Below are 18,154 nucleotides of genomic sequence, written 5' to 3' on the forward strand. Positions count from 1 at the left end.
ATGTTTTCTTATCCTTGTCCATTTTAATTCAAGATATCCCGTTTCGTAAAGACAAGGAATGATACAATGAGTGATGCAACGCCCCAAACACTAAGCACAATAAGGGAAAATCCAAGGTTCATGCCTTCAATTGGTGGCAATCCGCCAGACAAATAATCAGGCAGTTCCAGGTTCACCATAAACAAATACTTCGCTGTTTCCCACGAAGCTGCCATATTGGTTAGAATCGTTCCAGCGATCAGCGCAGCCATCATAATTACGATACTTGCCGCTGTACTGCGAACAAGAACCGATACCATAAACGCCAGCATAGCCACGATGATACTTACAAACCAGATCAAACCTGCTTGCATGAGCATGTACTGCCATTGACTTACCGCATGTACGGCAGACATATCCACTTCGGTGCCAACCACTTTGAATCCAGTGAAGACAGGCATGCCGAAACCTTTGTAACCAAAAACGGCCCCGGATATCCCGTAACAGATCACATAAGCAGAAACGACGATGATCGAAACAAACATGATCAATGTGATCAGTTTGCTTAGAAGCACTTTCCACCGTCTAACGGGGCGAGTCAGCAACATTTTGATCGTGCCTGTTGTCCGTTCTCCTGACACCAGGTCTGAAGCGATTGCCATAATCAAAAGCGGGATAAACAATCCAACGGCATTGTTCATAAATTCCCTTGTAAACGTCACACCGCCTGGTTCTTTGGGATTAATGTTATTTTCCAGATAGTATTGCATCTGCTGGATATAGACGGTTCTATACTTTTTGTATTCCTCGGGAACCCGATCACTGCCTAGTGAGTTCTGATTATCCGTAATCGCTTGTTGTAATTCAAGCCTCCAGTCACCACCGAACTTGTCTTGGTTATTCTGAGCCGATTTCATCTGTGCATACGTGAACATCGGAACAAGGATGGCCAGAACGATAAAAATAATATAAAGGCGTTTCTTCTTGACCATTTTAATGGTCTCATTACGAATGAGCGGCATGATATTATTCAATGGATTCACCTTCTGTCATTTTTAAGAATAGTTGCTCAAGTGTAGGCTGAATCCGTTGTACGCCCTCAACCTGAATGCCTGCTTCAACCATCTGCTGTACCAGCTCCGGTATCCGTTCTTCATGCATCTCGGCAACAACAGCATTCGCACCGAGCCCTGCAACAATTGTATCATCCATGACATCACCGGGGCGGCTAACCAGCGTAATCCCCTTATCAAGTAAAAGCTGACGGCCTGCATCAAAAGGTGTAAGATGCCATATCGCCACCTTCGAATGGTCTTCGATCAGTTCATTCACACCACCAACTGCAAGCACACGGCCGGTACTGATTATGGCTACCCGATCACAGAGAAGTTGAATTTCACTTAACAAGTGACTGCTGACGAACACTGCCATCCCCTCACTGGCAAGCTGTTTGATAAATTCACGTAACTCCTTAATCCCTTTGGGATCAAGTCCATTCGTTGGTTCATCCAGAATCAACAACCGTGGTCTTCCAAGTAATGCCTGGGCAATTCCGAGCCGCTGGCGCATACCCAGTGAATAGGTTCTAACTTTATCATGAATACGTTGATCCAGACGCACAATATTGACCACTTCATGAATACGGTCATGATCAACGCCTGGTTGCATCCGGGCAAAGTGCTCCAGGTTTTCCCACCCTGTCAAATATGTATATACCTCAGGATTTTCCACGATGGAACCAACATATTTGAGCGCTCGTTCGGGATCACGATTCACGTCGTATCCACAGACCGAAATTTTTCCTTCTGTAGGTTTAATCAGATCAACCAGCATACGAATCGTTGTCGTTTTCCCCGCACCATTCGGCCCCAAAAAACCGAAAATTTCACCAGGTTTGACATCAAAAGTGACGTCTTTAATAATCCATTTCCGTCCAATTTTTTTCTTTAGGTGTTGTACGGACAAGACGGAATCATACTGCTTCTCTGCCATTTATTTCGCGCTCCCTTCTGCCGGTTTATTCCCTTTATATTCCTGTGCAATGCGAACGGCCATCTGCTGATAACCTTGTCCATTCGGATGGAAGTGATCAGATGAAAGATACTCGTCCAGATGATTCTCAAACAGATCAAAGGTTGGCACAAGTGTCATGTTATCTTCATTGTTCAAGATGGACATCGCCGCATCATTCCAGGCCGCAACAACTGCGTTGCCCGGCTTCTCCAGTTCCTTCACATTACCAAACGGATTATATAATCCGATATATGCAATCTGAGCATTAGGATTGATTTCTTTCACTTTCTTCAAAATTTCCTGTAGACGTTTGGATGTCTCCGGCAAGGCGGCAGCCAGTTTCTCGGCTGTTGGCGGGTCTTCACCTTGAAGAACCTGTCCACCTTGAAACAGGTCATTCGCACCGATAGAGAGTAAAATAAAGTTGGATTGTTGCAAAACATATTGAACCCCTTGTTCATCCAGCTTTTTTAACAACGCATCTGTTCGCAGACCGTTTACACCCAGATTGTTAAGTACCTGTACATCATGACCCTCATCTTTGAGCAGATTAGCCGCCCGTCTAACAAATCCAAGTCCTTCATCATCCCCCGTTCCTCTTGCAAGGGAATCGCCAATGACAGCCATTCGGATTTTGCCGTCTTCTACAATCGCTTTATTGCCCCTATTTTGAGCATCTTTAGCTGGAGCCGCAGCCTTCTGTCCCTCATTTAACGTTGAATCCCCTTGCGGAAAAATAACATCTTTTATGGCGTAAGCAAATCCAAATATCAATAGCAGTGTTGCTACTATGGATATCGTGCTTACACTTCTCCAGATCCAAGGCGCTGAATCAAGATTTTTGTTCTTTTTCATCCATCACATCTCCAGTCAGTTACAAATAATTTATAATGGCTTTCACATCAAGATATTGCTTATTCTAAATAACATAAGTCTTCTGTCGTTAATTTGCAAATTTTGCTGTTATATTCGGAAAGCAGATCATTTCTCAACTCAAAAAATGGAAAAAAGCCATAGTACACACAGCTTTTCGGCTATGTGCACATATGACTTCTTTTATTATAAAATAAGTTATATATTATTCATTTCCAACTCTTATTTACCGATAAACTCTTGAGCCCAATATCCGTTATAGTAGCCTACACCAATTTGCGTAAAGTTTTTGCTCAGGATGTTTGCACGGTGACCCGCACTGTTCATCCAGGCTGTTACAACTTCCTGAGGTGTTTTTTGCCCTTTAGCGATATTTTCACCAGCGTAGCTGTACGTTACTCCGAACTGTTTCATCATGTCAAACGGAGAACCGTACGTTGGGGACTGATGATCAAAATAGTTGTTGTTGCTCATATCTTTTACTTTTGCCATAGCGACCTTGTCCAAAAGAGCGTCGGATGTCAGTGCACCAAGACCTGCTTTGGCACGTTCAGCGTTCACAAGTTTCACCACTTGTGTAGCAAAATCGGATTGTGTGCTTTGTGTACCACCGTTATTACCTGTGCTTGAAGAATCTTTAGCTGGTGTGGTCGTAGCTGGTTTTTCTTCTTGTACTGGTTTAGCAGGTGTGCTTGGTTGTTCAGGCTTGGTTACAGGCTGCGTTGTTGGTTGCTCAGCTGTTTGACCTTCCGAGACTTTGTATCCGTTTTGTTTCAGCCATTGCTCAATATAAGCTTTCAAGCTATCCGCATTGACCACTTTATACGTTGTAACCGTCGTTGCTTTATATGTTGAATCTGCAGCAGACGCGGAGGCAGGAAGCATAATCCCTACGGCGAGTGCAGCTGTCAGACTGCCTGTCACAACTTTTTTCATCCAGTTCTTCTTCAAATTCATTCATCTCCTTAGAATTAATTATTACAACTTTGTAATGTCTACTCTAGGAGTATATCAATTCATTAGGAGATTGTGAACCCGTAAATACTGGAAAAATGACTTTTTTGTCATTATTGATTGTTTCAAAACAACCTTGGACAGTTTATATATGTAGGCTATACACCCGGCCTTATACGTCACAAAAACGAAGTTCCTTGTGGGTCTTTTCAATAAAATGATGTACACACCATATAAAAAAAAGGCACTCAGTCAAGTTTTCACTTGCTGAATGCCGTTTCATCTATTATAAAAGAACTTTACTGAAACGATAGCCTTTTTTCTGGAAGCCAATATGCTCATAGAAGGAATACGTCGTTGAAGTTACTTCACGATTCGCCCCAGTGACAAACAATTGCTTACCACCTTGCTTTTTGCCCCAGTCTTCAGCACGAGCCATTAAACGGCGACCAATTCCGCTACCGCGATGTTCCTGACCTACGATCAATGAAGTAATCTGGGCAGCAGGTTCCGGATAGGCATGACTTTGAACACATTGCAAGCCAATCACACCAATAATCTGTTCATCCACTTCGGCAACGAGCATGCACGCGTTCGGATTGCTCTCCAAACCTTCAATGCGTTCTTTCATTACATTGGTTGTTGTCGGATAGCTGACCTCTCGCATCAATCCTGTCACCGCTTCAGCATCTCGCAGTTCACATTCTCGGATCATCAGTACAGGGGCCTCCACATTATTGGACATGATTTACCTCCACTTTCAGCATATTTGCGGCTTGAACCGCTGTTTTACGAGCTTCTTCCACATCTGTTCCAGCACTAAGGGCTACAGCCATTCGGCGTCCTTGTTTCGTTTCAGGTTTGCCAAACACACGAACCTGAGTACGAGGTAATGCAAGTGCATCTTCAATTCCACCTATGGTGAAATCAGATGTTTCGACATCGGCCTTCAGCGTGGCTGAGGCTCCTGGTGTCAGCAAATGTACTTCTGTGACGGGAAATCCAAGAATGGCACGCACGTGAAGCGCGAACTCTGAATTATCCTGTGTAACCATCGTGACCATACCTGTATCATGTGGACGTGGCGAGATTTCACTAAATACCACTCCATCAGCTGTGAGAAAGAGTTCAACGCCAAAAAGGCCGTACCCGCCGAGCTCATCCGTAACCGTTTTTGCGATGTGACAAGCTTGCTTCCATTGCTCCGATGTCATCACATGAGGTTGCCATGATTCGACATAATCCCCATCTTTTTGAATATGACCGATCGGCGGACAAAATACAGTGCCTGATGCCGATCTGACGGTAAGTAGCGTAATCTCACTCTCAAACTTCACAAAGCTTTCCACGATAACACGAACAGACTTGCCTCTCGCTCCCGAAAGAGCTATGTCCCAGCAGTTTGCTGCGTCATCCGGTACACGGCATACACTCTGGCCTTTACCAGATGAACTCATCAATGGTTTGATAACACAAGGTGTACCTAGTTCACGAACAGCCTCTTGCAACTGTTCTAAACTATCCGCAAAGAGATAAGCGGCTGTAGGGAGATTCAATTGTTCGGCCGCAAGACGACGAATGCCTTCGCGATCCATAGTCAAACGAGCGGCACGGGCCGTTGGCACGACACAAAAGCCTTCTTCCTCAAGTTCCAGCAATGCTTCAGTAGCAATGGCTTCAATCTCAGGTACGATGTAATGCGGTTGTTCCTTACGGATCAATTGTTTCAATGCATCACCATTTAACATGTCGATGCAGTAAGATCGATGTGCGACCTGCATGGCCGGTGCGTTCTCATAACGATCAACAGCGATCGTTTCCACACCGAGACGTGCAGCCTCAATCACGACCTCTTTACCCAATTCTCCGCTGCCTAGCAGCAGCATTTTTTTGGCTTGAGCCGAAAAAGGAGCACCCCACATGTTCTTTCCAATCCTCCCAAAGAGAAATCTTCTATATCTGTCTCTCTATTTTCGGGGTTTTGGTTAAAGATTGCAAGAGTACTCCCTATTTTTCTTGTGAATTTTACAAGATTTTTTGTGTTTTTTCGATCAAATTTTACAAATTACATTCTCGGATTCGATACTCTTTCCATTCCTCCCATTTTTAAGGATATAAAAATTAAAGAAACATACAACCTAATTTTCCTTTATTATAATTTATCCTTTTAATGAGTCACTTTTCTCCAAATCACGATTTTTCTCCCGAAACAGTTCATTATGGGACGAAACGTAGGCCATTCCAGCTGCCGTTGGTTCAACGTATGTTTTGGCACTGTTGACCGCAACAATCGCGTCATTAAAAGCTCCTGCGATCAAACGCACTTTACCTTCGCGTATCGCACAGTCTCCTGCTGTAAAAATACCAGGTATATTGGTTTCACCCCGTTGGTTCATGGCAATCATCCCTTCATCCATATCCAGACCGCAGCGGGCAAGATTGCTTGCTTGACTCGTATAACCATGGCTTACGATGATCTCATCGACTTCCAGGTCTATGTTTTCACCTGTAGCCACATTGGATATGGCAACTTGGTGTATACATTCTCCATTGCCATACAAGCGATCAATTTTAAAGGGTGTGAGTACCTTCGTCCTGCTTTTCATCTGTTTCACATTATGCTCCAATGCACGGAAAGCATCCTGTCTATGAACTACGGTTACCGTGTCAGCCAAGTCTGCAAGTTCAAGTGCCCAATCCACAGCGCTATTGCCACCGCCCGAGATTAATACTTTTTTTCCAGCAAAATAGTTCAGATTCTGTACCGTATAATGCAAGTTACTCCGTTCATAATGATGTGCACTGTCCAGTTCAAGCTTCTGCACCTCGGCGATGCCCCTGCCAATGGCAACTATAACACTCCTCGTATAATGCACTTCACCTGTAAGTGTGTGTAATGCAATTACTCCATCGTCCTGCTGGGTTATTGCATCAACACTCTGGCCGAACACCAGATTCGGTTCGAAAGTACCCGCTTGCTGAACAAGCCAGTCGATCAGCTTGGCACATTTCATTGGGGGTAGTCCGCCCACATCCCATATCGTTTTATCAGAATACGTGTGCAGAAAACCACCTAACTGATCCTTTCCTTCAATCAGCTTCACTTTCATTTCACGCATGCCTGCATAAAAAGCCGCATACATTCCAGCTGGACCGCCGCCAATAATCGTTACATCAAAAATATCCTGATCATGCATGACTTAACACCTCCTATCTTATGTTCACCGCTCATATTAACCACAAGGTATCGAAGCCATTTCCAGATGTTTATTTGTTTTTCTCTTCAAAAGCAGCTACAAGATCATCGATTGCATAATTATCTGACATCGGTGCCATTCCAAGATTGAACCACTCTTTGCCGCCTACGAGATACACATGATTGTTTTTAACAGCCTTAAGGTTTTTCCAAATGGATGTACTCATCATGTCTTTATATTTCTTCTGAATTTCCGGATTTTCCTCATCATCAAGCTGGATAATCAGGTGATCTGCATCGTATTCTGGCAATACTTCCATCGAAATGGACAGTCCGGTTTCATCTTTTGGAAAATTGCTCACAGGTTTTAAACCCAACCGTTTGTGGACAAAAGCACCCCGAGAAAGATTGGGACCATTCAAAACAATCTCTTTCTCCATCACTCGCGCATATAACACCGTTTCATCACCGATGAGGCTGTGCAACTTGTCTGCTCCTTCTTTTTCATGTTGCTTAAGATCTTCCAAAACCTGTTTGGCCTCTGTTTCCTTGCCAAATACCGCAGCGATATCCTGTAGTTCTTCAGGCCATTCTTCACGCTCTGGCAGAAGCACCGTCGGTGCAATACTTGAAAGCTGATCGTAATCCTTCTTCGACCACCATGCAGGTGCTATGATCAAGTCCGGATTCGCCTCCAGGATCGCTTCAAAATTGGGTGTTTTCGCAATCCCCATCTTCATTGTATTTTTGAAAGGCTCCTGCAAATACTTAGGGAAGTCCTCATGATAATTTTGAACAGCTACCGGAACAATACCGAGTGAATATAACAGCTCTGGATATACAACAGATAACCCAACCACACGCTTAGGAGACTTGGGAATCGTGATTTCGCCCATCTCGGTCTGAACGACTTTCACTTCACCTTTGTCATTCGTTGTATTCGTTGCGGCGCTGGATGAGCTTTTTTCACTCTCTCCAGAAGCAGAAGTGTCGGGCCCAGCAGCCTTCCCACATGCACCCAGTAATAACACCATTAACATAACACCTGTAATAACCCACCATTTTGACTTCACTTCTTATGTACCTCCTAATATATGAAAAGATATGATAAGCACCAATCAATAATAATTATCATTATCAATTAGACATAGGAGTAGTATATTAAATAACGGCGTTCCAAGATATTGACGATTCTGACTTTATCTTATGGACGATGTCGCCACAACTTTAGCACCTCATCCAACATCAATTCATGGGTAAAGGCCGTATAATCCAGCAGAACACTAGGGATCAACATATCGATGCAGTCATTTTGAGCCGCTTTTGTCGCCATCCATACCTCTGATTGTTGAATTTTTGCCCACGTCTGTCTTGATTCCTCGTCTTCACTCACAATAAGCAATGCCCTATCTATGGTTAATTCCGCTAGATCACTGATATTAAAATGCGGCTTGTGCCAAATATACTCCATACCCTCTGGCGCCATTAACTGCATGTCGTTATAAAACACCGAAGCGATGGTTTGCGGATTCATAACCTGTATTTCCGTACCATGCACACGAAGCACGATTAACCGATCTTGACGCACCTGCTTCGATAGTTGTGATCTAATCACGTCAGCCTTTTGTTCATATCTTTCGAGCCACACCTCAGCCGCCTCAAGCCGATTCATAAATTCAGCTACCGTTCTCAGATGATCCCGCCAATCTCCTTCCGACTGAGTTAACACACAAACAGGTGCAATTGAACTTAAACGCTGCATCATACTCTCAGACATTTCCTCACGAACAGCGACAATATAATCAGGACGAATCGCTTCTAATTGCTGCAAACAGCTATGCTCATTATCGATCAGAGGTATTACCTTATCTGTTTGGTATTTTCGTCTGTAATACGCTGTCCAGGGATGACTCGCTTGAGCAGCGGCAGGAATAATCTGGAGAGCCAGTAATGTTCCAATGCCAAGCGAGTGAACCGCAGCAATACGTTGCTTGCTATTTTGTATAAAAGCTGCTGGCGGGAGACCTGTAATTTGCTTGAATTTTCGGCGGAAGTACATCTCGTCTTGAAACCCTACGCAAGCTGCAATTTCCTTTAGCCTTGGACTATGATCATTCCTCATCATGATCTGAGCCTGTTTGATCCGGTATATTGTCAAATAATCCATTGCGCTACAGCCATACATTTTCTTAAACAACCGCATGAAATGACGAGAACTCATTCGTGCAACCTCAGCCAAATCCTGAATCGTTATTTTCTTCATATACTGCTGTTCGATATAATGTCTAACTTGTTCAATAGGCAATGCTGGTTGGTGGGACTGTACATAAACCATATCATTAAAAATCTTATACAGTAGCTCCTGAAAACGAATCTGACCTAAAAAATGCTGCAGCCTGTCTTCCCCACGGATCAGCTGCTCGATTTCCTGACATAACAAACTCACGGCAACCGGTGAGCTACATTGAATCACACGACCATTCGTCTGCGTACACACTTGCTTCATCATACCTAGAGCGGATACCACGTTTGAATTTGACTGTTCGCCTAAAAAAACGTTAAATCTGATCTGATAGAGTCCTCCTGCTTCTTTCCCCCTAAGCTCTGCTTCAATCAGTTGTCCAGGCAGACCTATATATACTGCTCCGCTCCTGAGTTCAATAAATTGACCGTCCACCGTAAGCCATCCTTCACCATCAGTAATAAACAGTAACAGATAACGATCCAGAAAGTGTTTTCCGAGACGCCAGTTTGATTCAGAATGACTTGTAACTGCTGACTCCAATTCAACCAACTTGAAATGCAGCAGATCCAGCTGATCAAAAGATGTATATAAATTAGCCTCATCAGTGGCTTTCATCTGCATATTTTCCTCCACATATCTCTATTGTGCTTCCTTCAATTATTTAAAATATAACATAATTTCGTTATTCATTTTTGAACAATAAAAACGATTCATCTTGCACTCAAGTTGATCCAGGAATGCCCAATGATTATATTCAAAAAAACACTTCAGCCTTGTCTCAGTGTTCTCATCAGGACCGTCCGATGAAAGGGTCACCCAAACAAAATAAGCTGAAGTGTCTGTAAACCTGCGTTACTCGCTATGTTTATTACAAAAACCGATACTGTGCTTCAATCAGACCGTTGTAAACTCCTTGTTTCTGGATAAGCTGTTCATGGTTGCCCTCTTCCTTGATCTCCCCATGATCCAGCACAATAATATGATCGGCATTACGAATGGTGGAGAGGCGGTGAGCCACCATAAAGGACGTTCGCCCCTGAAGTAATACTTTGAGGGCTTCCTGAATTTTCAACTCCGTTTCCGTGTCAATGCTGGCTGTAGCTTCATCCAGAATCAAGATGCGCGGATCAGCGAGCAACGCCCGGGCAAAAGATAACAATTGCCGTTGTCCCATCGACAACACATTACCTCTCTCTTCCACTTCGGTATCATATCCACCCGGAAGCTTCATGATAAACTCGTGCGCGTTAACGGCCTTCGCCGCTTCTTCCACCTCTTCGTTCGTCGCATCCAGCCGTCCAAAACGAATATTGTCCCGAATGGTACCTGAGAAAATAAATGTATCCTGCAGCACAATGCTGATCTGACTACGCAGGCTTTCCACCGTCACATCACGCACGTCATGTCCATCGATGGTCAGGCGGCCGCCCGTGATGTCATAGAAACGGCTAATCAGATTGATGATTGTACTTTTACCCGAGCCTGTATGACCGACAAGTGCGATGGATTGCCCTGCCGCCGCCTTGAAGCTAATGCCTTTCAGCGCCTGTCTTCCCTTTTCGTACTCAAATACGACATTGTCGAATACGATATCCCCTTTAATAGAAGGAAGCGGCTTGGCACCTGGTTTGTCAGCGATATTCGGCTCTTCATCCATAAACTCGAAAATTCGTTCAGAAGATGCCATGGCAACCAGCAACTGATTGTACATCTGTCCCAAACGGTTAATCGGGTCCCAGAAGTTGCCGACATAGTTGGCAAAAGCCACGAGCAAACCCACGGTCAACATTTCATTTTGAATGAGATGTGCGCCGTACCAGAACAGAATTAACGTCCCGAAACCACCTGTAATTTCAATCAAAGGACCAAATCCCTGGTTCATTGCTGATGCTTTGTCCCACGACTTTTTGCTGGACATATTCATGTTGTCGAAGTATTTCATATTTTCTTTTTCTTGAGTGTACGCCTGCGTAACCCGGATTCCTTGAATGGATTCATTCAGGTGAGAGTTAATCCGAGAGTTCTTCATACGCACATCCTGCCACGCCCGGCGAATCAGCACCCGTAATTTCGTAGATATAATGAACATAATCGGCACCGTAATAATCACAGCCAGACCGAGTTTCCAGTTAATCAACAGGAGAATGACGATGATACCAAGCAGCTGCACGCAGTCGATCATGACGTTAACCGCACCATTCGTGAACAGATCCTGTAAAGAATTGATGTCATTCGTTACACGTACAAGCACGGAACCTGCGGGTCTTTTATCAAAAAAGTTAAAGGACAGCTTCTGAATATGTTTGAACAAGTCTGAGCGAAGATCGTAAATCACCCGTTGCCCAATAATATTCGTCAGTTTAATACGGTATGTGTTAGCTGCCCACTGGATGAGATACAGTAGCAAGATTGAACCTGCGATAATATACAGCAGTGTCATGCTAGGTACTCCGGTCTGCGGTGCAATAGCTCTATCGATTGCAAGACTGATTAGAAAAGGTACGGCTAATTTCGTAACCGTTCCAAGAATCATCATTAGAATCACAAACGGCAGGAGCTGCCTCGCATACGGTTTCATGTAAGCAAACAATCGTGCAAACTCTTGCCAGTTAAACGGTTTTTCGATCACTTCATCATCCTGATAGACAAATCGTTCATTCATTTTTTTATTCGAGGTTTCCTTAACCTCTCGCCTGTCTGTTATTGTTTCGGCACTCATGAGTTCACCTGCTCCCCAGCCTCCCGCTTCCCGCGGGCAATGTAGTCTGCATATTGAATGTTATAGACATCCTGGTAAGGTCCAGGTACTTGAATTAACTCCGTATGTTTGCCGCGTTGTACCACGCGTCCTTCGTCCAGCACCAGAATCTCATCTGCATGTCGCAGCGAAGAGATCCGATGGGCAATGATAAATGTCGTTCTGCCGCGCATAACCTCTTGAAAGCCCGACTGAATCTCATGTTCGGTTTCCATGTCAACGGCACTTGTGGCATCATCAAGGACAAGAATCTTCGGATTTTTCAGCAAAGCCCGCGCAATAGCAATCCGCTGCTTCTGTCCTCCGGAGAGTCCCATACCGCGTTCACCGACGACCGTATCATATCCTTCGGGAAACTCCATGATAAAGTCATGAGCCTTCGCCAGCTTGGCGGCGCGGATAATCTCTTCCATCGTCACATTTTTCAACCCGTAGGAGATGTTGTTACGTATGCTAGAGGAGAACAGGAACGTCTCCTGGAACACGGAAGCAATCTGACTTCGCAAGCTACGAATGCCCATATCTTTAATGTTTCTGCCATCGAGTTTGATCGAACCGGAGTTCACGTTATAGGCACGCATCAAAAGCTGGATAATCGTAGATTTCCCTGATCCTGTTCCTCCGAGGAAACCGATTACAGAACCAGGCGGAGCATCAAAATTAATATCGGTTACAGCAGGCATTTTGTTACCATAAGCAAACGTTACCGATTCAAAGGTCACATGACCTTTCACCTGATCTGTCTCCACAATAACCGGGTCTTCGGTCTCTTGCACATCCACAGGGGTGTTCAGCAACTCAAGCACCCGTTCACCTGAAGCTTTGGACTGAGTGTAGTTGTTAATGTGAAAGCCGAGGCCCCACATTGGACCAATTATGTACCAGATCAAACTGAAGAAGGCAACAAGTTGACCCAAGGTCAGGGTTTGCTGGATTACCATTCTGCCACCGATCACAAGCAGTAGTACAACACTCACCGATGCCAGAATCTCCATAATCGGAAAATAGCGGCTCCACAACGTGGCGGCATGGATCTGATTCGTTTTGTAGCGTTCATTTCGTGTGGAGAACTTCTCCACTTCATAAGGCTCACGTGCAAACGATTTAACCGTTCTTACACCTGTAATGTTTTCTTGCACCGCTGTAGTCAGCGAGCTTAATGCCAATCGCATTTCCTGAAAGGCCGGATGAATTCTGGATTCGAATCGAAGCGCAACGAAGGCAAGCAGAGGGATGCAGACGAGTGTCAGCAGCGTTAACTTCCAGCTCATCGTCATCATCATTATTGCGCCGAATACGACCATTAGAACCATGTTAAGAATCTGGGCGAAACCAAATCCGATAAAGTTACGGATGGCCTCCAAATCTCCCGTGAGGCGGGACATCAGATCACCTGTTTTGGCCGTATCATAATAACGGAAGGATAAAAATTGAAGTTTTTCATAACAGGCATTACGTAAACGATACGCCAAATAATTGCCTAGACGTCCGCCAAAGAAACCGTGTAAAAATTGCATGCCTGCTTTCAAAATAACAACACCTAACACCGTCAGGGCAAGCATGGGAACGTCTTCAAAATTACGTGGCACAATAACGTCATCGATCAAAATTCGAAGCAGGTTCGGATAGACTAATCCAAGTGCGGTCGCTAAGGCGAGAAACAAGATCGATACCAATAAATACGTTCGCTTCTCCCAAAAATAGGTTTGCAGTTGCCTGAGAACATCCATGTGTCTCCTCCTCTAATGTTGCTTGAAATGATATGAACATTTATGAAGTTTATCACCGTCCCTCATTCGCGGCAAAGCGAATAATAGACCATATTCAGGCGACTTTCAGCTAATTATCGCATTAACGGATGCCAATAGCCGACTTTCAATCAAATGTTTGAATATTCTCTATATTTCAGGTTGTTCATGCCAAAAAAAGGCTCCCTATATGCCTTTGCGGCGGGAGCCTTTTTTGACGCTTTTTTGCAACATTTTCATTGGGTTATGGAAGAAATCAATTATTTTACAAACGTTTCCAAAATATTTGCAGATGTGATCAACCAACCTTGTGGCAATATAGCGTATCACTTATCAGAAGTTTCACACGGTGATGCAACCCCCATGACCATCTATTCCTGCATTTGTTCAAGCTGTTCAGACAAGGCCACCCATTGCTCAGCCTGGATTCCACTTGCAAGGGTATCCTGTATGCCCGTAACGGCTTCTTCCAGCCTTTCGGTGAGCTGACGAGAGTGATGCTGTACCGATTGATGAACCTGTGTATCATAAAATTGCACCAGCTTCTGTTCTGAGGTCGGGAGCACTTCAATCATCATCTGTTTGAGCACCGGCTCAAGTGCCTCCTGAAGGCGCTGACGCCCTTCTCCTTCAAAGAACTGCTTCGGATTCCGGAAGTAACTCCAGTAGTTTTTCCAGCCCGACGGTTCTTCTAGCCGGATTTCATCCAGCACAGGAGTACTCCACTTTTCATCCAAGGTTAAGGACAAGTCGATACCGCCTGTCAGCTGCTTCACTTCATTAATACATTCAGTTACTTGCTTGCCAACCCAAGCATGACCAGTCTGCTCCAATCGAAGTGTTGTGGCGAGTAATTCCTGTTCAAGCTCAATGCCGATCATACGCAACAGCTCCCGGCCGCAAGCTGCGAACGCCGTTTTCAAGTTGCCCTGATCTTCACGTAATACGGATGGATGAAACGCTTCTGCCATAAACTGACCCAGTCGGAAGGCTAAACGCTGTCTGACATGGAAAAGCAATTCATTCGTTTCCTGTGACAGTTCATCCTTCATTGATCGCTGCGCTAATCGCTCAATCCGCAAGCGTGACTGCTCCGAGATCGTTCCCAGTTCATCTCGCCGCTGACGCAGTGTTTCTTCCCCCTGTGCCGCATCCTCTGCACGTTGCTTTAACCGCTGAATGACACGCGCCAGCTCTTCGGAGGCTCCACCAACTGCGAGATCAGCCAGTTCCTTGCCTGCAAATTGATTAAACTCTTCTTCGAAACGCATAAAGCCCGATTGTTGCAATCGATCAACGTTTCCATCCATTTTACCTTCCATCGCAAGCATGCTGGATACCGGGAAAAGACGTGGTGAACGAATCCCGTTTTTCCGCAGTTCTGTTCCTACATGATCGAGCACCTGTTCCAATTCTTCTTCCGAGGAAGATAAATCACTCGCATTGACGACAAAGAACATCTGATCCATCGCGGAGCTATCTTTCACTCGCCCAAGTTGATTCAGGAACTGCCGATCTCCCTGGGAGAAGGCGTGATTATAATAAGTTACAAAAATCAAGGCATCTGCATTTTTCATATAATTAAACGTTACGCCTGTATGCCGGGCATTGACTGAATCTGCTCCAGGTGTATCCACAAGCACTATTCCTTGTTCAGTCACGTCACAGCTGTAATACAGATCAATGGAATCTACAAAACAGGATTTCTTCTCATTGGCTACAAAATGGCGATATCCGTTCAAGTCCACCAGCACATCTTGCCCAAGTTGATCCGCTGTTTCCTCCCAGCCAGCCGCAGCAGCCTGTAAGAAGCTGTAATGCGGACGCCCTGCTGGGTGTACATCCTGAGGCGTGAGTGATTGCACCCGCTTTTGCCATTCCGTGCCCGGCTCTCCAAGACCAAGCAGACGGAAGGAATAGGCAAGGTCCTCCTGGAAGGCCTCCCGGGTCTTCATGCGGACCCGGGCAGTACCATGCTCCATGCCACCGGCCGGAGCCATAATACGGTTGATCGCCGCTGTCGTTGGATGCGGCGATACCGGGAGGACCGCTTCGCCCAGCAATGCGTTGGCGAAGGAGGATTTGCCCGCGCTGAACGCACCGAACAGCGCAAGCGTGAACGTGCCACCCGCAAGCGAAGCCGCGCGTGCACGCAAATCCCGTACCGCCGACCCCATGGCGGGGTACGGCTCCACCAGCGCAGCAGCGGCTTCCAGCCGTGCCGCTGCTGCGTCCAGGCGCCGGCGGCGTTCCGCGCCAGCCGCCGCCGGTGCGCCCTGCGCCGCTGCTGCGCGCGGCGGCGCAGGAGCCTCCGTCTGTGGCTGCGCCGCCACAGGCGCGGGCACGTGCGGGCCCTTCACCTCCGGCAATAGCCCGGAGGGGAGGGGGCCCGCAGGAGGCAGCAGGCTGCGCAGCCCTGCTGCCTCTTCGGCGGCGGCGCGCTGGAGCGCCGTGTAGCGCGCCGCCGCCGCGGATTGCGCCAGCAGCGCTGCGCGGCTGGCGTCCAGCGCCTGGAGCGCGGCTTCGCCCTGCGCAGCCAGCGCTTCCAGGATGCGGTCGGCCAGCAGCATGGCCGACTTACGGTACCGGGCCTCAATCTCGCCCCGGACATCTTTGCTGAATTGCATGACATACTCAGGCGATAGTTCTGCACTCGCACTTCGTTTCAGTTCAAGCAATTCTTCATTAATTACAGGCAATTCTGTGTTAAGTACCTGCTCCCACGCGGCATCCCAGACCTGATAAGCTTCCCCTAGCTGTCTGAGCATCGTCCGAATATGAACCTCCACTTGACTGGAAGTCTGATCCTGAAGCAGTCTCACCAGTTCCGAAGCCCGGCGCTGTTTCTCCTGTTCCGTTTTGCCTCCTGAAAAGAGCAGACCTACCCGGAATCCCGGCTTGCGGCTCTCCAAATAATGACCAGCCGAAGTTCGGATATCCGCTGGGGTCAGGTTTGCGTTAGCAAGCAAAGAATCCACCTCTGCCCTGAATTTCTCACGGACTTGCGACGGTTTGGCTCGAAGCTCTGCGACTTGTTCATCCAGTAGAGCAATCTCACGCTCCAAACGTTCGATACCTTCTTGTCCTCCTACTTGTTCAAGCAGTGCAGTTTCTTCATCTTCTCTCTTCCCGGCTTCCCGTCTCAGATGTTGCTCCGTGATATGACTGGCTGAACTGGCTAAACTGTGAGAGATCAGCTCTTCTTTCTTGGTCATCAGCTCAGTAATCAGTTCCGGTAATTGACCCCACTGATTATATCGATGCTGCTGGTCACGCAAGGAAGTGAATAACAGACCGTCATAACGGACTTCCCATGCGGCAAAAATCGCCTCTACCCCATCCACATATTGATCAAATGAAAGCTCCCGTTCCCGATGTTTGTCGATCTGATTCACAATCAAAAATAGTGGCTTCCCCCAGTCGGACAAACTTTTGGCAAAAGAAAGATTTGTCTCCGACTGAACATGATTGTAATCCATCACATAGAACACAACATCAGCCAGATGTAGTGCCGAATGCGTAGCCAGGCTATGTCCGCGATCCGTCGAATCCACACCTGGCGTGTCCAGCAATACAGCATCGTCCTGTAGTAGCGGAATATGATCCCATACTTCTATGGAACTGTACGCCCCTCCATTTTTACAATACGTCTCCAGCTCCTCTGGTGAAACTTCCAATGTTCCTGCTTTATTGTCAGCGCTTACGTTCGGTGAAGTATAAATAAGTGCTCTCGGCTTGCCGTTGCGTATTGCGACGACATTGGCACTGGTTGGCACCGGACTTGATGGCAGTACTCGCTTGCCACACAAGCTGTTGATCAAACTCGACTTGCCTGCCGAGAAATGTCCACAGAACGCAATCGTCAGATGTTTCGTTTCAGCCTTGCTGATTAAATCCGTTAGTGCCTCTACAGCGGTATGGTCCCCTGACTGCTTCATTGCTTCACGTAGCGGTAACAAAGGTGTGGCCATTTCTGCTGGGTAATCTGTTCTGGACATGACTGGCCTTCCTCCTGGCTCCTCTAATTTGACATCCGTTTCGACGTCAATCTCTGATTTATCTTCATATAGTTTAACATCATCATGTTTGAATTTGAACGATTTCACTTGAATCTGCATGTAGATGGATTCCAGATCAATATAAGTTCAATTTGAGATGATTTGCCACGCCCGATGATGTCAAAAAATTCTTTCGAACCAACTCATCACGCTAATTTCCACGTTTACGTTTGTTTGGTACGTTAATCCGTTACTATGTATCTATAAAAAAATAAAACCGACATGTCGGTTTTATACAGGTTATACTTTTAACTCCCACATTAATTAGGGATGTTTATCATCAAGTAACTGGCTGCATGACATGTCTAGCAGCTACATTAACGATCGCTT

12 protein-coding genes are annotated in these 18,154 nt (G+C 46.0%); all 12 read right to left on the reverse strand.

Going from position 1 to position 18,154, the window contains the following annotated elements:
• Positions 1 to 23: 23 nt before the first annotated feature.
• On the reverse strand, positions 24 to 1,013 hold the full coding sequence (locus BLQ13_RS05980; protein ID WP_090917066.1) for an ABC transporter permease: 990 nt from the start codon (positions 1,011 to 1,013) through the stop codon (positions 24 to 26).
• Entirely contained in the window at positions 1,006 to 1,971 is a 966-nt protein-coding gene (locus BLQ13_RS05985; RefSeq protein ID WP_090917068.1) for an ABC transporter ATP-binding protein, read from the reverse strand. Before BLQ13_RS05985 ends, BLQ13_RS05980 begins: the two co-directional genes overlap by 8 nt.
• Entirely contained in the window at positions 1,972 to 2,847 is an 876-nt protein-coding gene (locus BLQ13_RS05990) for a GDSL-type esterase/lipase family protein (protein WP_090917070.1), read from the reverse strand.
• Positions 2,848 to 3,087: 240 nt separating this feature from the next.
• A complete protein-coding gene (locus BLQ13_RS05995; protein ID WP_244159231.1) occupies positions 3,088 to 3,816 on the reverse strand; it encodes a CAP domain-containing protein in 729 nt (242 codons plus the stop codon).
• 289 nt (positions 3,817 to 4,105) lie between these two features.
• A complete protein-coding gene (locus tag BLQ13_RS06000) occupies positions 4,106 to 4,564 on the reverse strand; it encodes a GNAT family N-acetyltransferase (RefSeq protein ID WP_090917074.1) in 459 nt (152 codons plus the stop codon).
• Positions 4,554 to 5,741, reverse strand: coding sequence for a formate-dependent phosphoribosylglycinamide formyltransferase (gene purT / locus BLQ13_RS06005; protein WP_090917076.1), 1,188 nt, complete (start codon positions 5,739 to 5,741; stop codon positions 4,554 to 4,556). The genes BLQ13_RS06000 and purT overlap by 11 nt, the downstream gene beginning before the upstream one ends.
• 237 nt (positions 5,742 to 5,978) lie before the next feature.
• Positions 5,979 to 7,016, reverse strand: coding sequence for an NAD(P)/FAD-dependent oxidoreductase (locus BLQ13_RS06010; protein WP_090917078.1), 1,038 nt, complete (start codon positions 7,014 to 7,016; stop codon positions 5,979 to 5,981).
• Positions 7,017 to 7,086: 70 nt separating this feature from the next.
• Positions 7,087 to 8,088: an ABC transporter substrate-binding protein gene (locus BLQ13_RS06015; protein WP_244159232.1), complete on the reverse strand. Its 1,002-nt coding sequence runs from the start codon at positions 8,086 to 8,088 to the stop codon at positions 7,087 to 7,089.
• 131 nt (positions 8,089 to 8,219) lie between these two features.
• Positions 8,220 to 9,875, reverse strand: coding sequence for an AraC family transcriptional regulator (locus BLQ13_RS06020; RefSeq protein WP_167375651.1), 1,656 nt, complete (start codon positions 9,873 to 9,875; stop codon positions 8,220 to 8,222).
• Between the two features lie 253 nt (positions 9,876 to 10,128).
• Complete coding sequence (locus tag BLQ13_RS06025; RefSeq protein ID WP_090917082.1) at positions 10,129 to 11,979, reverse strand: ABC transporter ATP-binding protein; 1,851 nt, start codon at positions 11,977 to 11,979, stop codon at positions 10,129 to 10,131.
• Complete coding sequence (locus tag BLQ13_RS06030; RefSeq protein ID WP_090917085.1) at positions 11,976 to 13,748, reverse strand: ABC transporter ATP-binding protein; 1,773 nt, start codon at positions 13,746 to 13,748, stop codon at positions 11,976 to 11,978. Before BLQ13_RS06030 ends, BLQ13_RS06025 begins: the two co-directional genes overlap by 4 nt.
• 389 nt (positions 13,749 to 14,137) lie before the next feature.
• The gene (locus BLQ13_RS06035) at positions 14,138 to 17,764 is read right to left on the reverse strand and encodes a dynamin family protein (RefSeq protein ID WP_090917328.1); all 3,627 of its coding nucleotides are present in this window, start codon (positions 17,762 to 17,764) and stop codon (positions 14,138 to 14,140) included.
• Positions 17,765 to 18,154 lie beyond the last annotated feature (390 nt).

It is taken from the genome of Paenibacillus polysaccharolyticus, assembly GCF_900102085.1.
In the GTDB taxonomy this organism is placed as follows: Bacteria; Bacillota; Bacilli; order Paenibacillales; family Paenibacillaceae; genus Paenibacillus; species Paenibacillus polysaccharolyticus.